Raw genomic sequence first — 25,435 nt, 5'->3', positions numbered from 1 at the left:
ACCTGCGCGTTCAAACATGAGGCGGGGTCATGTTTCAGAATATTTTGGTACGGGTGTGCATAAATACCGGCGGGTAGCTGACGTCGGGGCGGGAAACGTGAGGCTTTCCTCATGATTTTGTGCGATCGTGGCTCCCAACAGGCCCGAGGGGCTGCCGGATACGTGTGCGCCCGTCGGTGGGCGGAGCGCCAGGAGAAGGAAGTCGAGCGTCTTGACGATCAACGAGAGCACCGAGATGGGCCGAGGGGCGACCGCGAAAGACGGTGGTCGTGCGCAGGCGCCGGGTGTCCGGGTGTCGCTGCTCGAGCAGCTGCACAACGGGGCGGGATACGCGTTGGCGTTCGGTGGGCAGGGTGCGCAGTGGCTGCGTGAGCTCGAGGAGATCGGCCGCGACAGCGCGCTCGAGCCCGAGCTGACCGCGCTCGTGCACGAGGCTGCCGCCCTCATCGAGCCGGTTGCGACACAGTTGCTGGTGGTCCGGCCCGGCGGCTTCGATCCGATGGGCTGGGTGCTCGAGAGCGAGCTGGACGAACCCGAAGAGCCGTCGTCGGCCCCGGCCGACTCGGTGCTGCGGTCGGCGCCGGTGTCGATGCCCGGTGTGCTGCTGGCTCAGCTCGCCGCCACGAAGGCGCTGCGGCTGCAGGGGCTCGACCTGGTCGAACATCCGCCGGTCGCCGTCGTCGGTCATTCGCAGGGCCTGTTCGCCGCCGCCGCGGTCGAGGCCGCCGGTGCGCGTGATGCCGAACTGCTCGCCATCGCCCAGCTCGTCGGCGCGGCCGCGGGTCTTGTCGCGCGCAGGCGCGGGCTGATGCCGGTGGGTGAGCGCTCGCCGATGGTCGCGGTCTCCAATGTCGATCCCGAGCAGCTGCGCGCGATCGTGGCCGAGGTCGCCGAGGGCGTGGATCCCGCGATCGCCGCCGTGGTCTCGATCCGCAACGGCCGCAAGCGTGTTGTGCTCTCGGGCGCCCCGGCGCAGATCGATCGGGTGCGCACGCGTTGCGCCCAGCTGCACGACGAGCAGACCAGGGAGCGGGAGAGCAAGGCGCGCGGTGGCGCGGTGTTCGCGCCCGTCTTCGAGGACATCGTCGTCGACGTGGCGTTCCATCATCCGGCGCTGGCCGAGACCGTCGACCTGGTCGCGGGCTGGGCCCGGCAGTGCGACCTCGACGCCGACTTCGCCGCCGCCCTCACTCAGCAGGTGCTGGTCGATCCGATCGACTGGGTCGCCACCGTGGACGGCGTCGTCGACGCGGGTGCGCAGTGGATTCTCGACCTCGGCCCCGGCGACCTGCTCTCGCGCGTGACGGGTGGTTCGCTCAAGGGCACCGGCGTCGGCGTGATCGCCGCCGCCACCCGCGCCGGGCAGCGCAGCCTGCTCACCCCGGGCGCGGCCCCCGAACCGTCCACCCCGTGGTCGGCCTTCGCGCCGAAGCCGGTGCGCCTGCCCAACGGCCGGATCGTCGTCGAGACCGCCTTCACCAAGCTCACCGGTCGCTCGCCCATCCTGCTCGCGGGCATGACGCCGACCACCGTCGACGCGAAAATCGTTGCCGCCGCGGCCAATGCGGGCCACTGGGCCGAGCTGGCCGGTGGCGGTCAGGTGACCGAGCAGATCTTCGCCGACCGGGTGGCCGAGCTGCGTCAGCTGCTGCAGCCCGGCCGCGCGGTGCAGTTCAACTCGCTGTTCCTCGACCCCTACCTGTGGAAGCTGCAGCTGGGCGGCAAGCGCCTGGTGCAGAAGGCTCGCGCGGCGGGCGCGCCGATCGACGGCGTGATCGTCACCGCGGGCATCCCCGAGCTCGACGAGGCCGTCGCGTTGATCGGCGAACTCGCCGAGGCGGGCATCAGCCACGTCGCGTTCAAGCCGGGCACCGTCGCCCAGATCCGCGCGGTGCTGCGCATCGCCGAGGAGGTCCCGGACTACCCGGTGATCATGCACATCGAGGGCGGCAAGGCCGGCGGTCACCACTCCTGGGAAGACCTCGACGACCTGCTGCTGGCCACCTACGCCCAGCTGCGCGGCCACGCGAACGTGGTGGTCTGCGTCGGCGGCGGCATCGGCACCCCCGAGCGCGCCACCGACTACCTGACCGGCACCTGGTCCACCGCGCACGGCTACCCGGAGATGCCGCTGGACGGTGTGCTCGTCGGCACCGCCGCCATGGCCACCCTCGAGGCGACCACCGCGCCCGAGGTGAAGCAGCTGCTCGTCGACACCCCCGGCACCCCCGACTGGGTCGGTGCGGGCACCGCCAGCGGCGGCATGGCCTCGGGCCGTAGCCAGCTCGGCGCCGACATCCACGAGATCGACAACGCCGCCTCGCGCACCGGCCGCCTGCTCGACGAGGTCGCCGGTGACGCCGAGGCCGTGGCGGCCCGCCGCGAGGAGATCATCGCCGCGCTCGACGCCACCGCCAAGCCCTACTTTGGCGATGTCGCCACCATGACCTACCAGCAGTGGCTGGAACGCTATGTCTCCCTTGCTGTCTCCAGCGACGTGCCGATCTCCTTCGACTGCGGCAGCGACATCGGCGACGCCATCCGCGACGCCACCCGCTCGGACTGGCTCGACATCAGCTGGCGCGACCGATTCGCGGAGATGATGCGGCGCACCGAATCCCGGCTGCACCCCGCCGACAGCGGCGAGATCCACACCTACTTCCCCGACGACGAGGCCTTCGAGCACCCGGTCGACGCGCTGTGCACGCTCAAGAAGTACTACCCGGCCGTCGCCGACACCGTGCTGCACCCGGCCGATGTGCCGTTCTTCGTCTCGCTGTGCAAGACCCCCGGCAAGCCGGTGAACTTCGTGCCCGTCGTCGACGCCGACGTGCGACGCTGGTGGCGCTCGGATTCGCTGTGGCAGGCCCATGATCCGCGCTACTCGGCCGATCAGGTGTGCATCATCCCCGGCACCGTCGCGGTCGCCGGCATCACCCGGGTCGACGAGCCGGTCGGCGAACTGCTCGACCGCTTCGAACAGGACACCGCCTACAGCCTGGTCCGCGCGGGCGTCGTCCCGGCGCCGGTGGACGCGCGCCGGGTCGCGGGGCTGGTGACCGGTCCGATCGACACCGTGCTCGCCGCCCCCGATGTGCAGTGGGCCGGACGCACCACCGTCAACCCGGTGCACCGCCTCGGCGATGTCACCGAGTGGATCGTCGAGCAGGGGAGCGCGGTGCACCGGATCACCGGTGCCACCCTCACCGAGATCAGCGGCCCCGAAGCCGAATTCAGCTACGTGGAGCTGGCCGTGCCGCTGCTCGGCCGGGATTCGGTGCAGATCCGGATCACCGTGCCGACCAGCGTGTACTCCGGTGGCGCTCCGGTGATCACCGAGGCCGACGCCGAGGCCGCCATGTCGGCGCTGCTCGGCGTGGCCGCCGGGCAGGAGCTGCCCGAGGTGAAAGCCGGTGCGGCGCACGTCAATCTGGCCTGGACGCCGGATCTGGTGGCCGATCACGCCGGGGTCACCGGTTCCGGTCTGCCCGATTCGCTGAGCACCCTCGGCCGTACCGCGCCCGATGTGCTGGTCGGCGCCTGCTGGCCCGCGGTGTTCGCGGTGCTCGGTGCGGCCCGCGCTTCGCACGGCGGTTCGGTGATCGAGGGCATGCTCGACCTGGTCCACCTGGACCACCAGATCGAGCTGCTGAACGAATTGCCCGCCGAGACCAGCATTCTCGTGGTTCGCGCCGAGAGTGGCGCGGTCGTCGACACCGAGATGGGCCGCGTCGTCGAGGTGACCGTGTCGGTCGGCCTGATCCTCGATCAGGGCCTCGCCCCCACCCCGCTGGCCCGGCTCGTCGAGCGCTTCGCCATCCGCGGCCGCAACGGTGCCGCCGAGCTCACCGATCCGCCGCGCGCGGCCGGTGCGGTCTCCGACGAGGCCACCGACACCCCGCGGCGCCGTCGTCGCGATGTCACCATGGCTGCCCCGCGCGCCATGCACGCCTTCGCCGCGGTCTCCGGTGACCACAACCCGATCCACACCTCCGAGGCCGCCGCCAAGCTGGCCGGTCTGGGCAGCCCGATCGTGCACGGCATGTGGCTCTCGGCCGCCGCCCAGCACGCCGTGGTCGCGGTGGATCCCGAAAGCTCCGTTCCCGCACGCACTCTCACCGCCTGGACCACCCGGTTCCTCGGCATGGTCCGCCCCGGCGCGACCGTGGACGTGCGGGTGGAGCGGATCGCGGTGGACGCGGGCAGCGAGATCGTCGAGGTCTCCTGCCGCGTCGACGGTGACCTGGTCATGACCGCGACCGGGCGCACCGCCGCCCCGAAGACCGTGTACGCCTTCCCGGGCCAGGGCATCCAGCGCAAGGGGATGGGGCTCGACGCGCTGACCCGCTCGAAGGCGGCCAAGCGCGTGTGGGAGCGTGCCGACGCGCACACCCGCGAGGCCCTCGGTTTCTCGATTCTGGCGGTGGTGCGCGACAACCCGACCTACCTCAAGGCGCGCGGCGTCGAGCATCGTCATCCCGACGGCGTGCTGCACCTGACCCAGTTCACCCAGGTCGCCATGGCCACCCTCGGTGTCGCCCAGGTCGCCGAGCTGCGCGAAGCCGGTGCCTTCGTCGAGGGCGCGATGCTGGCCGGGCACTCGGTCGGTGAGTACAACGCGCTGGCCGCCGTCGCCGGTGTGCTGCCGCTGGAAGCGGTGCTCGAGGTGGTGTTCCAGCGTGGTTCGGCCATGCACGAGCTGGTCCCGCGTGACGCGCAGGGCCGCAGTGACTACCGGATGGCCGCCATCCGGCCCTCGCAGATCGGACTGCCCGACGCGGAGGTCATCGACTTCGTCACCGGCATCGGCGCGGAGACCGGCGAATTCCTCGAGGTCGTGAACCTGAACCTGCGCGGCTCGCAGTACGCCATCGCGGGCACGGTCGCCGGGCTCGAGGCGCTGGAGACCGAGATCGACCGCCGCCGTGCCGAATTCGGTGGCAAGCGGGCGTTCATCCTGGTGCCCGGCATCGACGTGCCGTTCCACTCCTCGGTGCTGCGCGACGGCGTCCCGGAGTTCCGGCACAAGCTCGAGCAGCTGCTGCCCACCGAGGTGGACCCGGCGGTGCTCGTGGGCCGCTACATCCCGAACCTGGTGCCGCGCCCCTTCTCGCTGGAGCGCGAATTCCTCACCGAGATCGCCGAACTCGTGCCCTCCGAGCCGCTGCGCGCGGTGCTGGCCGAGTTCGACGCCTGGGCCGAGCGTGACGCCGAACTGTGCCGCGTGGTGCTGATCGAGCTGCTGGCCTGGCAGTTCGCCAGCCCGGTGCGCTGGATCGAGACCCAGGACCTGCTGTTCACCGATCCCGCGCACGGCGGCCTCGGCGTGGAGCGCTTCGTCGAGATCGGCCTCGGGGCCACCCCCACCGTGGCGAACCTGGCCTCGCAGACCCTCAAGCTGCCCGGCTTCGGCGGGGCGACGGTCGAGGTGGTCAATGTCGAGCGCGACGCCACGGTCGTCTACGCCACCGACACCGATCCCGCACCGGTCGACGACATCGAGGAGACCCCCGCCGAGACCACGGCGGCACCCGCTGCCGCGGCTCCCGTCGCCGCCGCCCCGGTCGCCACCGGCGGACCGCGCCCCGACGACATCGCCTTCACCGCCGCCGACGCCACCCGCGTGCTCATCGCGCTGTGGACCAAGCTGCGGATGGACCAGATCGGTCCGGTCGACACCATCGAGGGCCTCTGCGACGGTGTTTCGTCGCGGCGCAACCAGCTGCTCGTCGACCTCGGCGCGGAGCTCTCGCTCGGCGCCATCGACGGCGCGGCCGACGCCGACATGGGCGCCCTCGCGGCCACCGTCGAGCGCCTGGCCCGCACCTACAAGCCCTTCGGCTCGGTGCTCTCCGATGCCATCGGCGACCACCTGCGCAAGGTCTTCGGCCCCTCCGGCAAGCGGCCCGCCGCCATCGCCGACCGGGTCAAGAAGGTCTGGGAACTCGGCGACGGCTGGGCCAGCCACGTCACCGCCGAGGTCTCCCTCGGCACCCGCGAAGGCGCCAGCGTGCGCGGCGGTGACCTCGGCGGACTCGCCGGTGGCGCGCTCACCGACGCCGCCTCGGTCGACGCGGCCATCGACGCGGCCGTGCAGTCGGTCGCGGCTCGTCGCGGGGTCGCGGTCTCGCTGCCCTCGACCGGTGGCGGCTCCGGCGGCACCGTGGACGCGGCGGCCCTCGGCGAGTTCACCGAACAGATCACCGGACGCGACGGCGTGCTCGCCACCGCGGCCAGGGTCGTGCTCGAGCAGCTCGGCCTCAGCGAGCAGGTGAGCGCGCCCGAGGCGACGCCGGACACCCTCGTCGACCTCGTCTCCGCCGAACTCGGCGCCGACTGGCCGCGACTGGTCGCCCCCGCGTTCGACGCCCGCAAGGCCGTCCTCATCGACGACCGCTGGGCCACCGCCCGCGAGGACCTCGCGAAGATGTGGCTCGGCGACGACGCCACCACCGCCGAGCAGCCGGTCACCGGCTACCTCGGTGCCGGGGAAGCCGTTGCCGCACAGGCCAACTGGTGGCGTCAGCGGGCCATGCACGAGGCCCGCTCGGTGCTGGCCGGGATGTACGCCCGGATCGCCGAGGCCGCGCTCGACACCACCGAGCCCGGCCTGTGGTCCGACGACGTCGCCGTGATCACCGGCGCGAGCAAGGGTTCCATCGCCGCGGCGGTGACCGGCAAGCTGCTCGCCGGCGGTGCCACCGTGGTGGTGACCACCTCCGGTCTCAACGACGAGCGGCTGCGCTTCTACCGCTCGCTCTACCGCGACAACGCCCGTCACGGCGCGGCGCTGTGGGTGCTCCCGGCGAACATGGCCTCCTACCAGGATCTGGACGCCCTGATCGACTGGGTCGGCACCGAACAGGTCGACAACGCGGGCGGCGCCAAGATCAAGGTCAAGGACGCGATGACCCCGACGCTGCTGCTGCCGTTCGCGGCACCGCGCGTCGCCGGTGATCTCGCCGACGCCGGTGCCCGCGCCGAAATGGAGATGCGGGTCCTGCTGTGGTCGGTCGAGCGGCTGATCGGCGGCCTGTCCGCCCTCGGCGCCGATCACGATGTCGACGCGAAACTGCATGTGGTGCTGCCGGGTTCGCCCAACCGCGGCCTGTTCGGCGGCGACGGCGCCTACGGCGAGGCCAAGGCCGCGCTCGACGCCGTGGTCGCGAAGTGGCGCGCCGAGAAGTCCTGGGCCGCCCGGGTCACGCTGGTGCACGCGCTGATCGGCTGGGTGCGCGGCACCGGGCTGATGGGCCACAACGACCCGATGGTCGAGGCCGTCGAGGCGGCGGGCGTGCACACCTGGTCGACCACCGAGATGGCCGACGAGCTGCTCAAGTGGTGCACCTCGCGCGCCCGTCAGGTCACCGTCACCAGCCCGCAGCAGATCGACCTCACCGGCGGGCTCGCCCGCGCCAAGCTGGACCTGCCCGCACTGGCCAAGCAGGCCCAGGAAGCCGCTGCCGCGAGCGAAGAGGAAGTGGCCACCGCCGCGACCATCGCCGCGCTGCCCGCACCGCCGACCCTGAGTTCGGCACTGCCTGTGCCGGAATGGGGCGAGGTCACCGCCGACCTGCGCGACATGGTCGTCATCGTCGGCGCCGGTGAGCTCGGCCCGTACGGCTCCGCGCGCACCCGCTTCGAGATGGAGGTCGAAGACCAGCTCTCCGCCGCGGGCGTGCTCGAGCTGGCCTGGACCACCGGACTGGTCCGCTGGGAGAACGAGCCCAAGCCGGGCTGGTACGACACCGAATCCGGTGACTTCGTGCCGGAAGCCGAAGTGGCGCAGCGCTACCACGACACCGTCGTCGAACGCTGCGGTGTGCGCCGCTACGAGGACGACGGCGCCATGCTCGACAACGCCGGCCCGCTGCTCACCTCGGTCTTCCTCGACCAGGACCTGTCGTTCACCGTCGCCGGTGAGGCCGAGGCACGCGCCTTCCACAGCGCCGACCCCGAGCACACGGTGATCACCCCGGTCGAGGGTGCCGGCGACTGGACCGTCACCCGCAAGGCGGGCACCGAGATCCGGGTGCCGCGCAAGGCCAAGCTCTCCCGCGTGGTCGGCGGCCAGATCCCCACCGGCTGGGACCCCACGATCTGGGGTGTCTCCGCCGACATGGCGGCCTCGATCGACCGGGTCGCGCTGTGGAACATCGTCTGCACGGTCGACGCCTTCGTCAGCGCGGGCTTCAGCCCCGACGAGCTGATGAGCTGGGTGCACCCGAGCCTGGTGGCCAACACCCAGGGCACCGGCATGGGCGGCATGTCCTCGATGCGCTCGCTCTACGTCGACAACCTGCTCGGCGAACCGCGCCCGAACGACATCCTGCAGGAGGCGCTGCCCAACGTGGCGCTCGCGCATGTGGTGCAGGCCTACGTCGGCAGCTACGGCGCCATGGTGCATCCGGTCGCGGCCTGCGCCACGGCCGCGGTGTCGGTGGAGGAAGCCGTCGACAAGATCCGGCTCGGCAAGGCCGAGGTCGTGGTCGCCGGTGGTTTCGACGATCTCGGGATCGAGGGCATCGTCGGCTTCGGTGACATGTCGGCCACCGCCGACTCGGCGGCCATGCGCGCCAAGGGCATCAGCGACCGCTACTTCTCCCGCGCCAACGATCGCCGCCGCGGCGGCTTCGTGGAATCGCAGGGCGGCGGCACCGTGCTGCTGGCCCGCGGTGACGTGGCGGTGGAGATGGGCCTGCCGGTGCTCGGCGTGCTCGCCTTCGCCCAGTCCTTCGCCGACGGCGTGCACACCTCCATCCCGGCACCGGGTCTCGGCGCGCTGGGCGCGGGTCGCGGTGGCAGCGAATCGCGACTGGCGGCCGAACTGCGCAAGCTCGGCGTCGGTGCCGACGACATCGCGGTGATCTCCAAGCACGACACCTCCACCGCCGCCAACGATCCCAACGAGTCGGAACTGCACGAGCGGCTCGCCGGCGCGCTGGGCCGTACCGAGGGCGCACCGCTGTTCGTGGTCTCGCAGAAGAGCCTGACCGGCCACGCGAAGGGCGGCGCGGCGGCCTTCCAGCTCATCGGCCTGTGCCAGGTGCTGGAGAACGGGGTGATCCCGCCGAACCGGAGCCTGGACTGCGTCGACGAGAAGATGGCCGACTACCCGCACCTGGTGTGGGCGCGCGAGCCGCTGCGCTTCGGCGAGAAGTTCGCGCTCAAGGCGGGTCTGGTGACCTCGCTCGGCTTCGGGCACGTGTCCGGTCTGCTCGCGGTGGTCCACCCGCAGGCGTTCCTGGCCGCGATCGACCCGGCGGCGCGCGCGGAGTACCAGGAGCGGGCGCAGGCGCGTCAGCTCGCGGGCAGGCAGCGCTTCGCCGAGGCCATGTGCGGCGGCGCGGCGCTCTACGAGAAGCCGGCCGATCGTCGTCTCGGTGCCGAGGGCACGCCGACCAAGCAGATCCGTCAGCTCGAGGCCGACGTGCTGCTCTCGCCGACCGCCAGGCTCGACGGCGACGGTCGCTACCGGGCCGACGGATGGGGTTGCGGCGCAGGACAGCTCGGTTCCGCTCCGCACGCGAACGAAGCGTCGTAGGCTGCCGCTTTGTGACGATTCTCGGTATCGGCTTGGACCTGGTGACCATCTCCGAGTTCGCCGAACAGTTGCAACGGCCGGGTACGACCATGCTCAGGGAGAGCTTCACCGCTGGTGAACGCCGCTACTGCCAGAGCAAAGGCACCGACCCGGCCCGCAGCTACGCCGTCCGCTGGGCGGCGAAGGAGGCGGTGCTCAAGGCCTGGGCGACCTCGCGTTTCGCGCGCAGTCCCCAGATCGGCGACAACCCGTATCCGCTGATCGAGGTCGTCAACGACGCCTGGGGCAGGCCGAGCATCAAACTGCACGGCCTGGCCGCGGAGTTCCTGCCCCGGGTCCGCGTGCACCTGTCACTGACCCACGACGGCGACACCGCCGCGGCGATGGTGGTGCTGGAGGACCCGGGCGAACTCGCCGACCTCATCGAGGGACGCGTCAGCACCTGACAGGGGCGCCGGTCGTTCAACCACAGGTGCCCATCCGGCCATGGGGTGATGGATTCCGGCAAAGGTCACGTCATCGATGCCGGTATCCGGTGATTTCGTATCGAAGTGTGCGACAACTCTACGATCGAGAGCATGGCAGACGGTTCGGTGACCAGGCAGGACGGCTCCGCGCTGTCCGAGCCGGTCATCTCCGAGCAGGACCTGTCCATCATCGACGCGCTGCAAACCGCACCGCGGGCTCCGTGGTCGCGGGTCGCCTCGGCACTGGAGGTCGATGCCACCACCGCCGCGCGCCGCTGGGAGCGGTTGCGTGCCGACAACGCGGCCTGGCTCACGGCCTACCCCTCGGCGCGCGTCGTCACGGTCGGCTACATCGAAGTGCGCTGTCGACCGCGCGCCGTCGACGCGGTGAGCGCGGCGACAGCGCAACTGCCCTGGGTGTTCTGCGTCGACGAGACCGCCGGTGAATTCGATCTGCTGATCTCGGCGGGCGCCGCGGACCTGACGACGCTGGGCCGGTGGGTTCGCGAAGGGCTCGGTGGCCTCGACGGCGTCGAATCCCTGCGGATGCGGGTGGGTATCACCCTGTTCGGCGAGGGCGGGGACTGGCGGATGCGGGCATTGCCACCCGCGCAACGAGCCCAGCTGTCGACCCCGCGGCCGTCGAGCCGGACCGCGTTCGTGGTCAACGGGCTGCACCGGCTCTCCGCCGTGGACCAGGCCTTGCTGACGGCACTGCACGCCGACGCCCGGAAGGGTTTCGCCGCGCTCGGCGCGCAGATCGGCGTCAGCGAACACACCGCGCGGCGGCGACTGGAACGCATGCGGCGTGAGGGCGACATCGTGCTCCGCTGCGACTTCGCCTACGCGCTGGCCGGATTGTCGACGCTGGTGATCTACAGCATGGCCGCGCCACACGGCCGGCTCTCCGACATCGGCGCGGCGCTGGCCGCGCTCGAACAGGTGCGGTTGTGTGTGGCCGTCACCGGACGGCACGGGCTCATGGTGCACGCGTTGCTGCCCGGGCTCACCGGTATCGAACCGTTCGAAGAGCTGCTGGCCGACCGGTTTCCGGTCCTGGAGATTCGCGATCGGGCGGTCGTCCTGCGCTCGCCGAAGCGCATGGGATGGCTGCTCGACGAAAGCGGGCGCGCGGTCGATCGCGTCGCGCTGAGTCCGCCCAGCTGAGCTCGTACACCCGCGGCGCGTGACTCGTTGCCGAATCCTCCGTCCCCCCGGCGATGCCGTTCGCCCCATCAGGAAAAAGGAGCGCCGCCGTGTGCCTCGAATGCCGGTCGATTCCGTGGATGCACGGCAAGCAACTCTCCCGACGGGACGCGCTGAAGTTCACCGCCGCGCTCGCGGGTGCGCTGGGAACGAGTTCGCTCGCGGTGAGCGGTGCCGCGCAGGCGAGCCCGGCCACGCCCGCCCCGGCTCGGCAGGCGCTGATCGACGCCACCGTCGTCACCATGGACGCTGAGCGCCCCAGCGCCGCGGCGGTTCTCGTCGAAGGTGATCGCATCGTCCGGGTCGGCTCGGTGGACGAGATCCGCGCGGCCCTGCGCGAGCGCGGCGGCGGCCGGGAAACCGACCTCGGCGGGCGCACGCTGGCTCCGGGCTTCCTCGATCCGCACGGGCACTTCCTGCTGACCGGCATCAGTACCCTGACCGCGGACCTGTCCGCACCGCCGCTCGGCACGGTCGACTCCATCGAGCAGGTGCTCGCCCGGCTGCGCGAGCAGGCCGCGAAACCGGTGGTCGGCGGGAACTGGACCTGGGTGGTCGGCATGAAGTTCGACGACACCGCGATTCGCGAACAGCGCTTCCCGACGCTGGCCGAACTGGACGCGGTGGCGCCGGACCGGCCGCTGTTCCTGCTCCACATCTCGGCGCACCTGGCGATGGTCAACTCGGCGGGCCTGGCCGCGCTGGGAATCTCCCGCGACACCCCCGATCCCGCGGGCGGCGAGTACGGCCGGGCCGCCGACGGCACGCCGAACGGGCTGCTCCTCGAGTCCGCCGCTTCCACGACCTTGAACAAGGCGATACCGACCTTCGATCCGGCCGCGGTCCTGCGGGTCGTCGACGCCGCTGCGGACGGCTGCCTGTCGGCCGGGGTCACCACGGCCTGGGACGCCGCCGTCAGCCCCTTGCTGCTGACGGCCTATTCCGTCCTCGCCCAGGTGCCGTATCTGCGTGTGCGCCTTGGCCTCTGGATCGACGGCGAGCACGTTTCCGGTATTCGTGATGCCGTGGGCAAGGCGCCGAATCGAGCGCCGTGGCTGCAGACGATGGGGGTGAAGGGTTTCGCGGACGGTTCCATCCAGGGCTGGACGGCAGCACTGACCGAGCCCTATCACCGTTTCCCCGCCGCGGGCGCACCCGCCGGACCCAGCGGAAAGCTGCGCACCTCGGTCGAGGACCTGACCGAGCTCATCACCACCGCCTTCGACTGCGGTCTGCCCGCGGCCCTGCACGCCAACGGTGACGCGGCCGCCGACGCCGTCCTCGCCGCCACCCGCGCGGCGCGGACGCGCACCGGCGTCCCACTGCCCGTGCTCATGCAGCACTGCCAGGTGCTGCGCGAGGACCAGATCCAGGAGATGGCCGGTCTCGGGATCCACGCCTCGGTGTTCAGCCGTCACATCTACGTCTGGGGCGACCGGCACCGCGACATCTTCCTCGGCCCGCAGCGCGCCGCCCGCCTCGATCCCGCACGCAGCCTGATCGACGCGGGCGTCTCGGTCACCCTGCACAACGACTCGCCGGTGACCCCCTTGGACCCGCTGGCCACCATGCGCGACGCGGTCCAGCGCCGCACCGCCACCGGCGCGGTTCTCGGACCGGCGCAACGCCTCACCGCCGAGGAGGCACTGGCGGCCTACACCAGCGAAGCCGCTCGCCAACTGGGCTTCTCCGATCGCGGGATGCTCACCCCCGGCCGACTCGCCGATTTCACCGTCCTGAACCGAGATCCCCGCGGCACCGACCTCGCCGGCATCCAGGTGGAACAGACCTGGGTGGGTGGCGTGCACAGCTGGAGCCGCTGACGGGCTACTCCTGGGCGCTGCGCGATTCCTTTTCCGCGACAAGCAGGTACGCGACCATCAGGCGCTTGAGCTCCGAGACGGCGTCGGCGTTGGACTGCTCGTCCTGCACCGAGAAATTCAGCATCGAGTAGACGACGTGCACGAGCACCTCGGCCATCATGGTGCGCCGGGCGCGCGGGGTGCGCGGGGTCAGTGGTCGCAGCATCTGCGAGACGACCTCGGCGAACTCCTTCTCGTGCAGCGCGCCCGTGGCCCGGGTGGACGGGGTGGACTGCATGGCCAGCCACACCTCGCGGCGCGAGGGGTCGGTGGTCCACAGGTTGGCCAGGTGGTCGACGAACTGGTTCATGTGCCGTAACCAGTCCAGCGAGGGGACCTCGCCGTGGAAGTCGGCCAGCTCGCGCGAGACCGCGACCAGGTCCTGGCGATTGAGCTCGCAGACGATGACGTACTTGTTGGCGAAGAACTGGTAGAGGGTGCCGATCGGCACCTCGGCGCGCTGCGCGACCTCTTCACAGGTGAACGATTCGAAACCCACTTCGACCAGCAGTTCCCGGGAGGACTGCAGCAGCGCGTCGAACTTGCGCTTGCTGCGCTCCTGGGTGGGCCGCTTGCGCGGCATCAGCTCCTGCGGATCGTCCTGCAATTCCAGCGCAGGGTCCGGACGGCTCTTCGGGGACCGGGCCTGCGCGTGTACTTCCACCCATCCAGGCTAGCGGTATACACACAGCGGTGACACGGCCATACCGACAGCGTGTCAACAACTGGTCGAAATCCCACCCATCCGCACCGTGACCGGTGACGAATCATCAGATGAGCGTGCGTGCATCCGCACGCTTCTTCGCGGTGAAATCTCACCGTAATCGACCTATCGCGACGAGATGGGGGCGTTTTTCGGCATGACTGTGGCAGCGGAATCTGTGGTAACTCTCGGCGTCAGTACCGAGCGGGGTGCCGTGCACGCGGTCGCCTTCGCGGCGTCGGGCGGCACCCTCACCGATCGGATGCTCCTGCGGCGCACCGTGCGTGCGGGCGGGGACGGCAAGGCGGAGGTGGCCGCGGCGGTACACACCGCGCTGGACGCCCTGGCCGCCGAACTCGACGACGAGTACGAGATCGCCGGGGTGGCAGTGAGTTACCGCGATGCCGCCGAGCGTCGCGCGATCGTCACCGGCCTGGCCGAGACCCCGTGGCACACCGCCTCGCTGGTCTCCGCCAAGTCGGCGCACCTGTTCGTCGCCGGGGCGATGACCTGGCTCGACGAGTTCGACAATCTGCTGGTCTACGAGGCGGTTCCGGGCTACCAGGCGATGACGCTGCTCGACCCGGGCCGCCACCGCGTGCTCGCCGCCGCCGGACAGACCGGCGCACCCACCCCCGACGCGTTGCGCACCGGAGTGTCGGCGGCGTGGGATCAGTTCGAGGCCGCCTCGGTGCGACCCGGCGCCGTGGTGCTCATCGGCTCCTCCGCCGACGCGCCCGCGGTGCGCGAGGCGGTCGGCGGGTTCGGTGTTCCGGTGCTGCCGTGCCGGTTGGCGCCGTTCGCCCCGGCCGCGGGTGCCGCGCTGGTCGCGCTCGGTGACGCGATCGACGTGCCCGTCGCCGTCGCACCCCGGGCCGGTAAGCGCGGGACCGCGCTCGTCGCCGCGGCCGCGAGCGTGCTGGCGGGTGGACTCGTCGCGGGCGGTTCGTACGCGGTGCTGAACACCGGGACACCCGTGGTCGACAACACCGCGGTGTCCTCCGAACCCGGTGCCGCGCCCGCGAGTCCGGCGCCGCTGCCGACCATGCGCGAGGCCGCGGATTCCGGTTCGGCCCAGACCGGTTCGACCGGTGGCGTCGGGGGCGGGAGCGGCCTGCACGTGAGCCCCGCGGCCGAGCCGGGCGAGGTGTCGCCGTACGAGAACATGTCGCCGAACCCGCAGCTCGTCGACCCGAGCCGCTTCCCGCTGGACTACCCCACCCAGCTGTACGGCGATGCGCCGCAGGACGAACCGCTGCCGCTCGAGCCCGCACCCGTCGTGCCGGAGACCCCCGTGGTGGCGCCGTCGGTGCCGGGCACCGGCATTCCGCTGAGCATGCAGCCCGCGCAGGCGGTCGTGCCAGAGGGTGGCCTGTCGCAGTCCGCCGACTGAACGACGGACGGGCCGCGCGGTGATCCCGCGCGGCCCGCTGTTCGCCGTGGCTCAGGCGCTGGTCCGGTGCCGGAACAGCATCCGCGCCGCCAGATAGCCGACCAAGCCGATTCCGGCGCACCACAGCACCGCGAGCAGCGCGCTGTTGCCGATCGGCGTGCCCATCAGCAGCCCGCGCATGGTCTCGATGACCGGGGTCACCGGCTGATTGCGGGCGAAGGCGTGCAGCGCGGTCGGCATCGACTCGGCGGGAACGAACGCGCTGCTCACGTAGGGCAGGAACATGAACACGAAGGTGAAACCGTTGGCCGCCTGCGGGTTCCGGGCCAGCAGGCCCAGCGCCGCGGACAACCACGACAGCGCGAACACGAACATCGCCAGCAGGCCGAGCACGCCGAGCCAGCGCACCGGATCGGTGGTGGGACGGAAGCCGATCACCAACGCCACGCCGATCACGATGCCGGAGGTGATCAGATTGCGGAGCACGCTCTCGACGACATGCCCGGTGAGCACCGCCGAGCGGGCGATGGCCATGGTGCGGAACCGGTCGATGATGCCGTCGGCGACATCGGTGGACAGCGCGACCGCGGTGGTCGACGCGCCGAATCCCGCGCACAGCAGGATGATTCCGGGCACCACGTAGTCGATGTAGGCGCCGCGCCCGATGTCCATGGCGCCGCCGAAGACGTAGACGAACATCAGCAGGATGATCACCGGCAGCGCGATGGTCATGATCATCGTGTCGGGGCTGCGCAGCGTGTGGCGGATGTTGCGGTCGAGCATGGTGGCCGAGTCCTGTGCGGTGCGCACGGCTCGCAGGGCCGGGGACAGAGTGGTCATGGTGGGTCTCGTTTCCAGGTTCAGGCGACCGAGGCGGCGCTGCGGGGTTGACCGGTCAGGGCGAAGAAGACGTCGTCGAGGTCGGGGGTGTGCACGGTGAGCTGCTCGATCGCGATGCCGAGATCGCCGAAGCGGTCGAGCACCTGCTTCATCTCGGCCGCGCTGCCGTCGCCGGGGAGTTGCACGGTCAGCTGATCGGCATCGATGTGCGCGCCCGGTTCGTCGGCCACGGCTCGCGCGGCGGCGGTGAGCAGGCGATGGTCGGCGAAGCTGAGCTGGATGTGGCCGCCGGGGACCAGCCGTTTGAGTTCGGCCGCGGTGCCGTCGGCGACGATCCGCCCGCCGTCGAGCACGGCGATCCGGTCGGCCAGCTGATCGGCCTCCTCCAGGTACTGGGTGGTGAGGAAGATGCTGGTCCCGTCGGCCGCGAGTTCCCTGATCGCCGCCCACAGGTCGCGGCGGCTGCGCGGATCGAGCCCGGTGGTCGGCTCGTCGAGGAAGACGATGCGCGGCCTGCCCATCAGGCTCATGGCCAGATCCAGCCGCCGCCGCATGCCACCGGAGTAGTCGGCGACCGGTCGATCGGCGGCGTCGACGAGCTCGAATCGCTCGAGCAGTTCGGCGGTGCGCCGTCTGGTCTCGGCCGCGCCGAGGTGGAGCAATCGGCCGGTCATGCGCAGGTTCTCGGTGCCGGTGAGGATGGTGTCGACGGCGGCGTACTGGCCGGTCACGCCGATCAGGCCGCGGACGGTGTCACCGGCCTGGACGGGGTCGTGGCCGAGGACGCGTACCTGGCCGCCGTCGGGTCGGATCAGGGTGGCCAGGATGCGGACGAGGGTCGTCTTGCCCGCGCCGTTCGGGCCGAGCAGGGAGAAGACGGTGCCGGACTCGACCTCCAGGTCGAGATCGTCGAGGACGACGTGTGGCCCGTAGACCTTGCGCAATCGCTGGATGGTGAGGGCGGGCACGGGTGCCATGAGAGCTCCGATCTAAAACTGTTTATGTGGTAAACCTAGTTTATAGGTTAAACAGTTCTTTGGCGCAAGAGGGCGGCCCGCTAGAGTCGACGCGAGCGGAGGAGGAAGATGACGACGTCCAGTGACGAGGACCTGCCGAAAGCGGTCCAGCTGATGTGGGGCATGCAGGAATCCGGTGGCCGCGGGCCCAAGCGAGGGCTCACCCTCGACCAGATCCTCGATGCTGCGACCGAGGTGGCCGACGCGGAGGGGTTCGCGGCGCTGTCGATGAACCGGGTCGCGCGCCAACTCGGGTTCACCGCGATGTCGCTGTATCGCTACGTCGACAGCAAGGACACGCTGATCGACCTGCTGATGGATCGGGTGGTCGGGCCGCCGCCCGAGATCGCGCCCGGAATGCCGTGGCGGGTGGGACTGGAACAGTGGGCGTTCGCCGAGTTCGCGCGGATCGGCCGTCATTCGTGGTGGCTGGACATCCCGATGAGCCACGCGCCGATGGGCCCGAACAATATGGCGTGGCTGGAAACCGCGCTGCAGGTCCTGGCCGAGGTGGACGTGCCCGACCCGGTCAAGTTCCAGCTGGTGATGAACATGTCGATGTTCGTGGTGGGCAAACGGCGGTTCCTGCGCGACCTGCAGGAGGACGAGGGCGGCGACTTCGTCTCGGTGATGACCCAGGTGCTCGACCCGCAGCGCTTCCCCGCGGTCACGGCCGCCCTGTCCGCCTCGGCGTTCGACGATGACGACGTCGACTGGGAGCAGGCCGATTTCGCCTTCGGCCTGGCCCGTCTACTCGATGGTTACGAGGTCTTCATCGCCGGTTTCGGCGACTAGACCGACAGATCGCGGCGCAACTTCGCCACGTGCCCGGTGGCGCGCACGTTGTACTGGGCGAGTTCGATCTTGCCCTGCTCGTCGACCAGGAAGGTCGAGCGGATCACGCCGGTGACGGTCTTGCCGTACATCTTCTTCTCGCCGAAGGCACCCCACTCGGTGAGCACGGTGCGCTCGGGGTCCGACAGCAGCGGGAAGGTCAGGGCCTCGGCGTCGCGGAATTTGGCCAGCTTGGCGGGCTTGTCCGGTGAGATGCCGATGACCTCGAGGCCCGCGCCGCCGAGTTCGGCCAGATTGTCGCGGAAGTCGCAGGCCTGCTTGGTGCAGCCGGGCGTGCTGGCGGCCGGGTAGAAGTAGACGATCACCTTGCGGCCGCGATAGTCCGACAGCGACACGTCCTTGCCGTCGGCGTCGGGCAGCGTGAAATCGGGGGCGGTGTCTCCGGGGGAGAGGCGATGGTTGTCGGTCACCCTCGCACGGTAACCGACCGGGTGCGCGACGGGCATGGATAGACTCGTCCGCGAGCAGCAGACACATATGGAGGTGACGGTGGCCAAGGACGACACCGACCGGATCGAACGCGAGATCGAGATCGCGCGTGCCCGGTTGGCGACCACGCTCGACGAACTGGCGGTGCGCGCCGATCCACAGCGGATCGCGGACGACACCAAGGCGATCGTGGTCGCCAAGTTCAACGAGCCCAAGGTCAAATACACGCTGATCGGCGCGGGTGCCCTCGTGGCGGGCCTGGTCCTGATCAAGATCTTCCGCCGCTGAACCAGCAGGCCGGACACAAAAAACACCCGATGTGGCAACGAGTCACATCGGGTGTTCTTGTCTGAATTCGCTGTACCTACTGGGTGGGGCAGGCCAGGCCGTCGCCGTCCGGGTCCAGGTGGGGGGAGTAGCCCGGCTCGCCGCGGAACAGCGGGGCGCGGCCCGCGGCGCGCGCGTCGTCGCAGCTGGAGAACGCGCCGCCCGCGGAACCCGACTGAACCAGGTTCGCCGAACCGGTCGCACCCAGGATCGAGTCGAAGCTGGACGAGCCGGTGCCCGCGGAGCCCGTCACCGGGTTGGCATGGGCGGCGGGGGCGGCGAGCAGGGTGAGCCCTGCGGCCGCGACGGCGATGGTGATCCGGCGAACGTTCATGAATTCCTCTATGTCTGCAGCGGTTCGGATGTTGGCCCGGACACATCGGCCGGGCAGCCACGTCCACTGTTGTGACGGGGCTGCCCGTTGTCAACCGCGCGCGAGGAGCAATCGGACCCGGCGTCGGGTCGGCTATTCGCCCAGGCGACGTCCGGTCAGATGTTCGGCCGGAATGGTGCCCATGCGTCCGGCTTGGAAGTCTTCCATGGCCTGGATGATTTCCTCGCGGGTGTTCATCACGAACGGCCCGTACTGGACGACGGGTTCGCGCAACGGTGTGCCGCCGAGCAGGAGTACCTCGAGATCGCCGGTGCTGGAGTGCTGTTCGGTATCGGCGGTCAGCGTGATCGCGTCGCCCTTGCCGAAGACCACGAGCTGTCCCGCGCCGATCGGGCGGCGGTCGGTGCCGACGGTGCCGCTGCCGGACAGGACATAGGCCATGGCGGTGAAGTCTCGCGGCCACGGGGTTTCCAGCTGGGCGCCGGGTACGAGCGAGGCGTGGGCGTAGGCGATCGGGGTCTGGGTGGAACCGGGTCCGCTGAAGCCGCCGACCTCGCCCGCGATCAGGCGCACCAGCGCGCCGCCGTCGTGCGAGCTGACCAGGGTCAGTTCGCTGCTGCGCAGGTCCTGGTACTGCGGGGTGGCGAACTTCTTGGCGCGGGGCAGGTTCACCCACAGCTGGATGCCGTGGAAGGTGCCGCCGGAGATCACCAGTTTCTCCTCGGGCAGCTCGTCGTGCAGCATGCCCGAGCCCGCGGTCATCCACTGGGTGTCGCCCTCGGCGATGACGCCGCCGCCACCCTGGGAGTCGTGGTGGACCATCGTGCCGTCGAGCATGTAGGTGACGGTCTCGAAGCCGCGATGCGGATGCCACGGCGCACCTTTGGCCTCGTAGGGCTCGTAGGCGACCGGGCCCATCTGGTCGAGCAGGATGAACGGGTCGGCCGAGCGCAGGTCGACGCTGGGGAACGGGCGGGTCACCTCGAACCCGGCGCCTTCGCGCTGACGGTTGGCGGTGACGATCTGGCGCACTGGCCGCTGGGTCTCGGTGACGTCGGGCCGGGGCAGCCTCGGCAGAACCATGATGTCGTCGACGGTGATTGCGGGCATCGGACGCCTCCTCGTTGCTTTGGTTTCCATGTCAACCAAATGCGCACTAGGATCATTCCCGTGCCCCGATGGTTGTCCGAAGACGAGCAGCAGACCTGGCAGGCCTACATCCGCCTGCGGCAGCGGCTGGACGCGGCACTGTCCGCGGGACTGGCCGAACACGGACTGTCGATGGCCGACTACGAGCTGATGGTGCCGCTCTCGGCCGCGCCGAACGGGTGCTTGCGCGCCAAGGAACTCGCCGCCGAGGTGTGCTGGGACAAGTCCCGGCTGTCCAAGCAGTTGGCGCGGATGGCGACGCGTGGCCTCGTCGACCGCCGGCCCTCCGAAGACGACGCGCGCGGCATCGTCGTCTCGCTGACCGAGGCGGGACGAGCGGTCCTGGAACGCGCCGCGCCGGACCATGTCGCGCTGGTGCGAGAGTTGTTCGTGGACAGGCTGAGTCCGGAGGAGAGTGCCGCACTCCGGTCACTGGTGGACAAGGTCGTCGCCGAGACCGACCGGCGGACAGCCGCGCCGGGGAAGATCGATCTGCGTGGTTGAGGCGAGTACCGGGGGTGCGCGTCGGCCTTCTGCGCGCCATGGGCCGGTCCCGAGTCGCTTCGCTGAGTTAACGACCTCGTTCGAGACGGCGATGCACAGGTGAGCGGGTCGTAGCGTTCCAGGGCAGGGGTGGTCGGCATGGTTGGTACCGCACGGTTCATCGGTGTCGTCGGCGCGGCGTTCGCCCTGGTCCTCACCGGGTGTTCGGAGATGTCACCGTCCGCCGATCCGCCGTCGTCGACTCGGCCGGTCGCCCCGGAAACGGCTGCCGCGGCGACCGCCGGTCCCGGAGCGCCGGTCACCGAACCCGATTCGCCGGCGACCGCGGTGCCGAAAAGCCCGGTTACACCCATGATCGCGGCGCCGCCCAGCCCCGACGTGCCGCAGCCGGCACCGGCGACGACGGTCGTATCGCTGATCGCCGTCGACGCGGCCGGGCAGCCCAGCGACGGTTTCACTCTCACCAGTCCCGACCCTGTCGGCACCTTGAACTGCGACGGCTCCTACCCCAGCCGCTCGGCGAATACCGCGGGCATCTACCACTGCGGTGCCTCCGCCGATGCGGCCGACGTCTGCTGGGCGAGTCCCGACAACCTGCGCCTGCTGTGCGCCACCGATCCGTGGCAGCGCACCCTGCGCGTCTACTCCGCCGACCCGCCGCTGACCGGCATCGGCCGCACCGAGTCCCCTGAACCATGGGCACTCGAACTCGCCGACGGCCGCCAGTGCCGCATCCGCGTCGGCGGCGCGTGGGGTGGTCGCGCCGACGGCATGGTCGGTGCCTACTCGTGCACCGGCGGCGGCGACGTGGTCCTCCAGGCCGCGAACGCCCGCACCGCCATTGACACCTCGTCGAGCACCTGGCAGGTCGCCGTCGGCCCTCTCGGCTCCGGCTCCCCGGACTTCCCGCCGCCGGCGATCGTCGCGGTCCACACCGCCTACCTCGCCGCGGCCGCGAGCTGAGCCGGCAGCGCTTCGACTGTCGAGTCGCTCCTTGGTCGCGCCGCGGCGCTGCGGCGTCGAGTGGCTTCGCCAGTCACACCGCAGCACAGTCGGCCGACTCGCGGCTGTCGACCGGAGCCGGCTGTTGTCCGGCGTCACGTCGTAGCTACCAGTGACGTCACTGGCCCGGTAGGCGGCACCTCTGTCGGATCGTGCTGTCAGGGCGGCGCGATCACTGTCGACCCGAGGCGTTGGCTGCGTGGCGATCTTGTGGTCCGCGCAGCGGAAAATCCGGTCGGTCGCGGCACAGTCAGTCGAGCCGCACCGAAAGGTCTTGTCGCACCGGCGAACCTGCGCCGCAGTCGGCTCAGTTGTGTTTTCGGGACGCCGGCAGGAACTGTCGGGCATGGGCGATAGCCGCGCCCGTGTCGGGGAAGATGCTGTCGTCGCCGTCCTCGGGCAGGGCGCCGATGGTGGTGAGGCGTTGGCGGTGGTCCTCGCGTAAGCCCGACATCAGGACCGTGATGTGGCGGTGTTCGAGTTTGTGGATGGCGTCCTTGAGGACCAGGGCGCCGGTGGTGTCCAGAGCGGTGATGCGCGACATGCGCAGGATCACCACCTTGACGTCGGCGACCTCGGCCAGTTCGAGGAGGAAGCGGTGGGCGGCGGCGAAGAAGAGCGGCCCGTCGATGCGGTAGGCGACGATGTGGTCGCGCAGCAGGGCGTGTTCCTCGCCGAGGTGGTCGCTCTCGTCGAGCGGGACCTGTTGGAGGGTGGCCTCGCGGGCGATGGCGCGGACCGCGAGGACCAGGGCGAAGCCGATGCCGATGACGACGGCGGTGACCAGGTCGAAGGCGACGGTGACGAAGAAGGTGATCACCATGACGATCGCGTCGCCGCGGGAGGCGCGGGCGATGGCGGCCAGGGAGGCGGCTTCGACCATGCGCACGGTGGTCGCCAGGAGTACACCGGCGAGGGCGGCGATCGGGATGTCGGCGACGAGACCGGCTGCCAGATAGACGATTCCGGCGAGGATCACCGCGTGGGTGAGCGCGGCCAGCCGGGTGCGCGCGCCGGAGCGCACGTTCACCGCGGTCCGCGCGATCGCGCCGGTCGCGGGCACGCCACCGAACAGGGGCGCGGCGATATTGGCCAGACCCTGACCGAACAGCTCGCGATCGGGATTGTGTCGGGTGCCGACGGCCATGGCGTCGGCGGCGGTGGCCGAGAGCAGGGATTCGAGCGCGGCCAGCGCGGCGACTGCCAGCGCGGGCAGCAGCAGGGTGGTCACTTCGTCGAGCTGGACGAAACCCAGCGAGGGTGCGGGCAGCCCGACCGGGATCTCGCCGATCACGGCCAGATCCAGGGTGAAAATCCGGGACACGACGGTCGCCACGGCCACCGCGACCAAAGCGAACGGCAGTTTCGGCAGCCATCGACCGCCGATCAGAATCACCGCCGCCACCAGCAGGGCCGTCACCGGCGCCGTGAAGTGCGGTTCCTCGACGAACCGGCGCACGGCGTCGAAGGCCGACTGCCAGACCTTCTCGCCCTCGGCGCCGACCACCCCGAGCGCACCCGGAAACTGTTGCAGTGCAATCACTACCGCGATCCCGGCGGTGAACCCCTCGATCACCGGGGCCGGCATGAACCGCACCGCGCGCCCGACACCGGCGAAGGCCAGCGCGACCAGCATCAGCCCGGCCATCAACCCCACGGTCAGCACCCCGGCCGCGCCGTGCTCGGCCACGATCGGCACCAGCACCACGGTCATCGCGCCGGTCGGGCCCGACACCTGGAAGCGCGAGCCGCCGAACACCGCGGCCAGCGCACCGGCCACGATCGCGGTGGCCAGGCCGGCGGCGGCGCCGAGCCCGGAGCTGATGCCGAATCCCAGCGCCAGTGGCAAGGCCACCAGCGCCACGATCAGCCCCGACATCAGATCCGTGCCCGGCGCCCGGAAGGCGGGCTTCCACTCCGACCAAGTCGGTAGCAGCGCCCGCATGGTCAGCGGTTACCGAGCAGACGCAGCTTCAACGCGGCCAGCTGCTCGCGCAGCTCCTCCGGTAGCCGGTTGCCACCGATGCCGGCGAACCACTCGTCGATGGACCGCGTCTCGGTGACCCACTCGTCGGTGTCCACGGCCAGCGCCTGCTCGACCAGGACGCGATCGGCGTCGTCGAGGCCGGTCAGGTCGAGCGCCTCGGCGGTGGGGACGTAGCCGATCGGCGTCCACTCGGCCTCGGCGGTGCCGTCGAGGCGTTCGAGGGCCCACTTCAGCACGCGCACGTTGTCACCGAAGCCGGGCCACAGGAAGGTGCCGTCCTCGCCGCGGCGGAACCAGTTGACCTGGAAGATCTTCGGCAGCTTCGCGGTATCGGCCTGCGCGCCGAGCTTCAGCCAGTGCGCGAAGTAGTCGCCCACGTGGTAGCCGAGGAACGGCAGCATCGCCATCGGATCGCGGCGCACCACGCCGACCGCGCCCGCGGCCGCGGCGGTGGTCTCCGAGGACAGCACCGAAGCGGTGAACACCCCGTGCGCCCAGTCGAAGGTCTCGGCGACCAGCGGCACCGTGCTCGCCCGGCGACCGCCGAAGAAGATCGCCGAGATCGGCACACCGGTGGGGTCGTTCCACTCCGGCGCCACCGAGGGGCACTGCTCGATCGGTGTGCAGTAGCGCGAATTCGGATGTGCGGCAGGGGTTCCCGATTCGGGAGTCCAGTCGTTGCCGCGCCAGTCGGTCAGATGGGCGGGTGGCTGCTTGGTCAGGCCCTCCCACCACACGTCACCGTCGTCGGTGAGCGCGGTATTGGTGAAGATCGAATTGCCGCGGTCGATGGTGGCGATCGCGTTGGGGTTGGTGCGCGCGCCGGTGCCCGGTGCGACGCCGAAGAATCCGGCCTCGGGGTTGACCGCGTAGAGCCTGCCGTCGGCGCCGAAGCGCATCCAGGCGATGTCGTCGCCGATGGTCTCGGCCTGCCAGCCGGGCAGTGCCGGTTCCAGCATCGCGAGGTTGGTCTTGCCGCACGAGGACGGGAACGCTGCGGCCACGTAGTGCGTCTTGCCCTGCGGCGAGGTGAGTTTGAGGATCAGCATGTGCTCGGCCAGCCACCCCTCGTCACGACCGAGGACCGAGGCGATGCGCAGCGCGAAGCACTTCTTGCCGAGCAGGGCGTTGCCGCCGTAGCCGGAGCCGTAGCTCCAGATGGTGCGCGATTCGGGGAAGTGGGCGATGTATTTGGTGCGGTCGCACGGCCACGGCACATCGGCCTGACCCTCGTGCAGTGGTGCGCCGACCGAGTGCAGGCACTGCACGAACTCGGTGCCGGCGGTGAGCTTGTCCCATACCTGCGTACCGGAGCGGGTCATGATCTGCATCGACACGGCGACGTACGGCGAATCGGTGATCTGCACACCGAACTTCGGCTCGGCCGCGTCGAGCGGACCCATGCAGAAGGCGATCACGTAGAGCGTGCGCCCCGCCATCGCGCCGCGGTAGTGCTCGGTCATCAGGGTGCGCATGTCGACCGGGTCGACCCAGTTGTTGGTCGGGCCCGCGTCGGCGGCGTTCTCCGAGCAGATGAAGGTGCGGTCCTCGACCCGGGCGACGTCGTCGGGGTCGGAGACGCACCAGAAGGAGTTCGGTTTGCCGTCGAGCCGGACGAAGGTGCCCTTCTCGACGAGTTCGCCGGTCAGCCGGTCCCATTCCTCGGGGGACCCGTCGCACCAGACGATGCGCTCGGGTGCGGTCAGGTCGGCGATCTCGTCGACCCAGGCCAGGATGGCCGGGTGTGCGGTGGGAACCGTCGTCGGCGCGGAGCTCGCGGTCACGGATGTTCTCCTTGTCAACTTGCTAGGTGGCTA

General features: G+C 70.5%; 17 protein-coding genes. 9 read left to right on the top strand and 8 right to left on the bottom strand.

Annotated elements, in window-relative coordinates:
• Window positions 1-211 precede the first annotated feature (211 nt).
• The 4 genes from ACFVVM_RS25970 to ACFVVM_RS25955 all read left to right on the top strand — a co-directional run bounded on the left by ACFVVM_RS25970 (window position 212) and on the right by ACFVVM_RS25955 (window position 13,040).
• On the top strand, window positions 212-9,544 hold the full coding sequence (locus ACFVVM_RS25970; protein ID WP_387623198.1) for a fatty acid synthase subunit beta domain-containing protein: 9,333 nt from the start codon (window positions 212-214) through the stop codon (window positions 9,542-9,544).
• Between the two features lie 11 nt (window positions 9,545-9,555).
• The gene (locus tag ACFVVM_RS25965) at window positions 9,556-9,990 is read left to right on the top strand and encodes a holo-ACP synthase (protein ID WP_387623196.1); all 435 of its coding nucleotides are present in this window, start codon (window positions 9,556-9,558) and stop codon (window positions 9,988-9,990) included.
• A gap of 132 nt (window positions 9,991-10,122) precedes the next feature.
• On the top strand, window positions 10,123-11,178 hold the full coding sequence (locus tag ACFVVM_RS25960) for an Lrp/AsnC family transcriptional regulator (protein WP_387623194.1): 1,056 nt from the start codon (window positions 10,123-10,125) through the stop codon (window positions 11,176-11,178).
• Window positions 11,179-11,297: 119 nt separating this feature from the next.
• On the top strand, window positions 11,298-13,040 hold the full coding sequence (locus tag ACFVVM_RS25955) for an amidohydrolase (RefSeq protein ID WP_387623191.1): 1,743 nt from the start codon (window positions 11,298-11,300) through the stop codon (window positions 13,038-13,040).
• A 4-nt stretch (window positions 13,041-13,044) separates the two neighbouring features.
• Here the strand turns inward: ACFVVM_RS25955 and ACFVVM_RS25950 are convergent, their stop codons facing one another.
• On the bottom strand, window positions 13,045-13,662 hold the full coding sequence (locus tag ACFVVM_RS25950; protein ID WP_387623496.1) for a TetR family transcriptional regulator: 618 nt from the start codon (window positions 13,660-13,662) through the stop codon (window positions 13,045-13,047).
• A gap of 277 nt (window positions 13,663-13,939) precedes the next feature.
• Here ACFVVM_RS25950 and ACFVVM_RS25945 point away from each other — a divergent pair, with 277 nt between their 5' ends.
• Window positions 13,940-15,175: a hypothetical protein gene (locus ACFVVM_RS25945; protein ID WP_387623188.1), complete on the top strand. Its 1,236-nt coding sequence runs from the start codon at window positions 13,940-13,942 to the stop codon at window positions 15,173-15,175.
• Window positions 15,176-15,226: 51 nt separating this feature from the next.
• Here ACFVVM_RS25945 and ACFVVM_RS25940 read toward each other — a convergent pair whose 3' ends face one another.
• Together ACFVVM_RS25940 and ACFVVM_RS25935 are read right to left on the bottom strand one after the other, a co-directional pair.
• Complete coding sequence (locus tag ACFVVM_RS25940) at window positions 15,227-16,015, bottom strand: ABC transporter permease (RefSeq protein WP_387623185.1); 789 nt, start codon at window positions 16,013-16,015, stop codon at window positions 15,227-15,229.
• A 20-nt stretch (window positions 16,016-16,035) separates the two neighbouring features.
• Window positions 16,036-16,992 carry an ATP-binding cassette domain-containing protein gene (locus ACFVVM_RS25935; protein ID WP_387623182.1) on the bottom strand — a complete coding sequence of 319 codons (957 nt, stop codon included), beginning with the start codon at window positions 16,990-16,992 and terminating at the stop codon, window positions 16,036-16,038.
• Window positions 16,993-17,100: 108 nt separating this feature from the next.
• On the opposite strand from ACFVVM_RS25935, the gene ACFVVM_RS25930 reads away from it, so the two are divergent.
• Window positions 17,101-17,826, top strand: a complete 726-nt coding sequence (locus ACFVVM_RS25930) for a TetR/AcrR family transcriptional regulator (protein ID WP_387623179.1) — start codon at window positions 17,101-17,103, stop codon at window positions 17,824-17,826.
• Here the strand turns inward: ACFVVM_RS25930 and bcp are convergent.
• A complete protein-coding gene (gene bcp / locus ACFVVM_RS25925) occupies window positions 17,823-18,296 on the bottom strand; it encodes a thioredoxin-dependent thiol peroxidase (protein ID WP_387623176.1) in 474 nt (157 codons plus the stop codon). The two genes, ACFVVM_RS25930 and bcp, sit on opposite strands and share 4 nt — an antisense overlap.
• 34 nt (window positions 18,297-18,330) lie before the next feature.
• Between bcp and ACFVVM_RS25920 the strand changes: the two genes are divergently transcribed.
• On the top strand, window positions 18,331-18,603 hold the full coding sequence (locus ACFVVM_RS25920) for a DUF3618 domain-containing protein (protein ID WP_387623174.1): 273 nt from the start codon (window positions 18,331-18,333) through the stop codon (window positions 18,601-18,603).
• Between the two features lie 76 nt (window positions 18,604-18,679).
• On the opposite strand, the gene ACFVVM_RS25915 is transcribed toward ACFVVM_RS25920, so the two are convergent.
• A complete protein-coding gene (locus ACFVVM_RS25915) occupies window positions 18,680-18,976 on the bottom strand; it encodes an excalibur calcium-binding domain-containing protein (protein ID WP_387623171.1) in 297 nt (98 codons plus the stop codon).
• A gap of 132 nt (window positions 18,977-19,108) precedes the next feature.
• Window positions 19,109-20,086: a pirin family protein gene (locus ACFVVM_RS25910; protein ID WP_387623169.1), complete on the bottom strand. Its 978-nt coding sequence runs from the start codon at window positions 20,084-20,086 to the stop codon at window positions 19,109-19,111.
• A 60-nt stretch (window positions 20,087-20,146) separates the two neighbouring features.
• Between ACFVVM_RS25910 and ACFVVM_RS25905 the strand changes: the two genes are divergently transcribed.
• Window positions 20,147-20,629 carry a MarR family winged helix-turn-helix transcriptional regulator gene (locus ACFVVM_RS25905; protein ID WP_387623166.1) on the top strand — a complete coding sequence of 161 codons (483 nt, stop codon included), beginning with the start codon at window positions 20,147-20,149 and terminating at the stop codon, window positions 20,627-20,629.
• A 138-nt stretch (window positions 20,630-20,767) separates the two neighbouring features.
• Window positions 20,768-21,592 carry a hypothetical protein gene (locus ACFVVM_RS25900; protein ID WP_387623165.1) on the top strand — a complete coding sequence of 275 codons (825 nt, stop codon included), beginning with the start codon at window positions 20,768-20,770 and terminating at the stop codon, window positions 21,590-21,592.
• A gap of 346 nt (window positions 21,593-21,938) precedes the next feature.
• On the opposite strand, the gene ACFVVM_RS25895 is transcribed toward ACFVVM_RS25900, so the two are convergent.
• Window positions 21,939-23,576 (bottom strand): SulP family inorganic anion transporter, encoded by a 1,638-nt coding sequence (locus ACFVVM_RS25895; RefSeq protein ID WP_387623162.1) that lies wholly within the window; start codon window positions 23,574-23,576, stop codon window positions 21,939-21,941.
• A gap of 2 nt (window positions 23,577-23,578) precedes the next feature.
• The gene (locus ACFVVM_RS25890; protein ID WP_387623159.1) at window positions 23,579-25,402 is read right to left on the bottom strand and encodes a phosphoenolpyruvate carboxykinase (GTP); all 1,824 of its coding nucleotides are present in this window, start codon (window positions 25,400-25,402) and stop codon (window positions 23,579-23,581) included.
• Window positions 25,403-25,435 lie beyond the last annotated feature (33 nt).

This window comes from Nocardia sp. NPDC058176, assembly GCF_042883805.1.
GTDB lineage: Bacteria > Actinomycetota > Actinomycetes > Mycobacteriales > Mycobacteriaceae > Nocardia.
This window is presented reverse-complemented; position numbering and strand designations above follow the sequence as displayed.

Excerpts from the sequence above, each read along its gene's own strand:
- ACFVVM_RS25895 (WP_387623162.1), bottom strand. The coding sequence starts at position 23,576 with ATGCGGGCGCTGCTACCGACTTGGTCGGAGTGGAAGCCCGCCTTCCGG.
- ACFVVM_RS25915 (WP_387623171.1), bottom strand. The coding sequence starts at position 18,976 with ATGAACGTTCGCCGGATCACCATCGCCGTCGCGGCCGCAGGGCTCACC.
- ACFVVM_RS25955 (WP_387623191.1), top strand. The coding sequence starts at position 11,298 with ATGCACGGCAAGCAACTCTCCCGACGGGACGCGCTGAAGTTCACCGCC.
- ACFVVM_RS25930 (WP_387623179.1), top strand. The coding sequence starts at position 17,101 with ATGACGACGTCCAGTGACGAGGACCTGCCGAAAGCGGTCCAGCTGATG.
- ACFVVM_RS25960 (WP_387623194.1), top strand. The coding sequence starts at position 10,123 with ATGGCAGACGGTTCGGTGACCAGGCAGGACGGCTCCGCGCTGTCCGAG.
- ACFVVM_RS25900 (WP_387623165.1), top strand. The coding sequence starts at position 20,768 with ATGGTTGGTACCGCACGGTTCATCGGTGTCGTCGGCGCGGCGTTCGCC.
- ACFVVM_RS25920 (WP_387623174.1), top strand. The coding sequence starts at position 18,331 with ATGGATAGACTCGTCCGCGAGCAGCAGACACATATGGAGGTGACGGTG.
- ACFVVM_RS25910 (WP_387623169.1), bottom strand. The coding sequence starts at position 20,086 with ATGCCCGCAATCACCGTCGACGACATCATGGTTCTGCCGAGGCTGCCC.
- ACFVVM_RS25935 (WP_387623182.1), bottom strand. The coding sequence starts at position 16,992 with ATGGCACCCGTGCCCGCCCTCACCATCCAGCGATTGCGCAAGGTCTAC.
- ACFVVM_RS25940 (WP_387623185.1), bottom strand. The coding sequence starts at position 16,015 with ATGACCACTCTGTCCCCGGCCCTGCGAGCCGTGCGCACCGCACAGGAC.
- ACFVVM_RS25945 (WP_387623188.1), top strand. The coding sequence starts at position 13,940 with ATGACTGTGGCAGCGGAATCTGTGGTAACTCTCGGCGTCAGTACCGAG.
- ACFVVM_RS25950 (WP_387623496.1), bottom strand. The coding sequence starts at position 13,662 with ATGCCGCGCAAGCGGCCCACCCAGGAGCGCAGCAAGCGCAAGTTCGAC.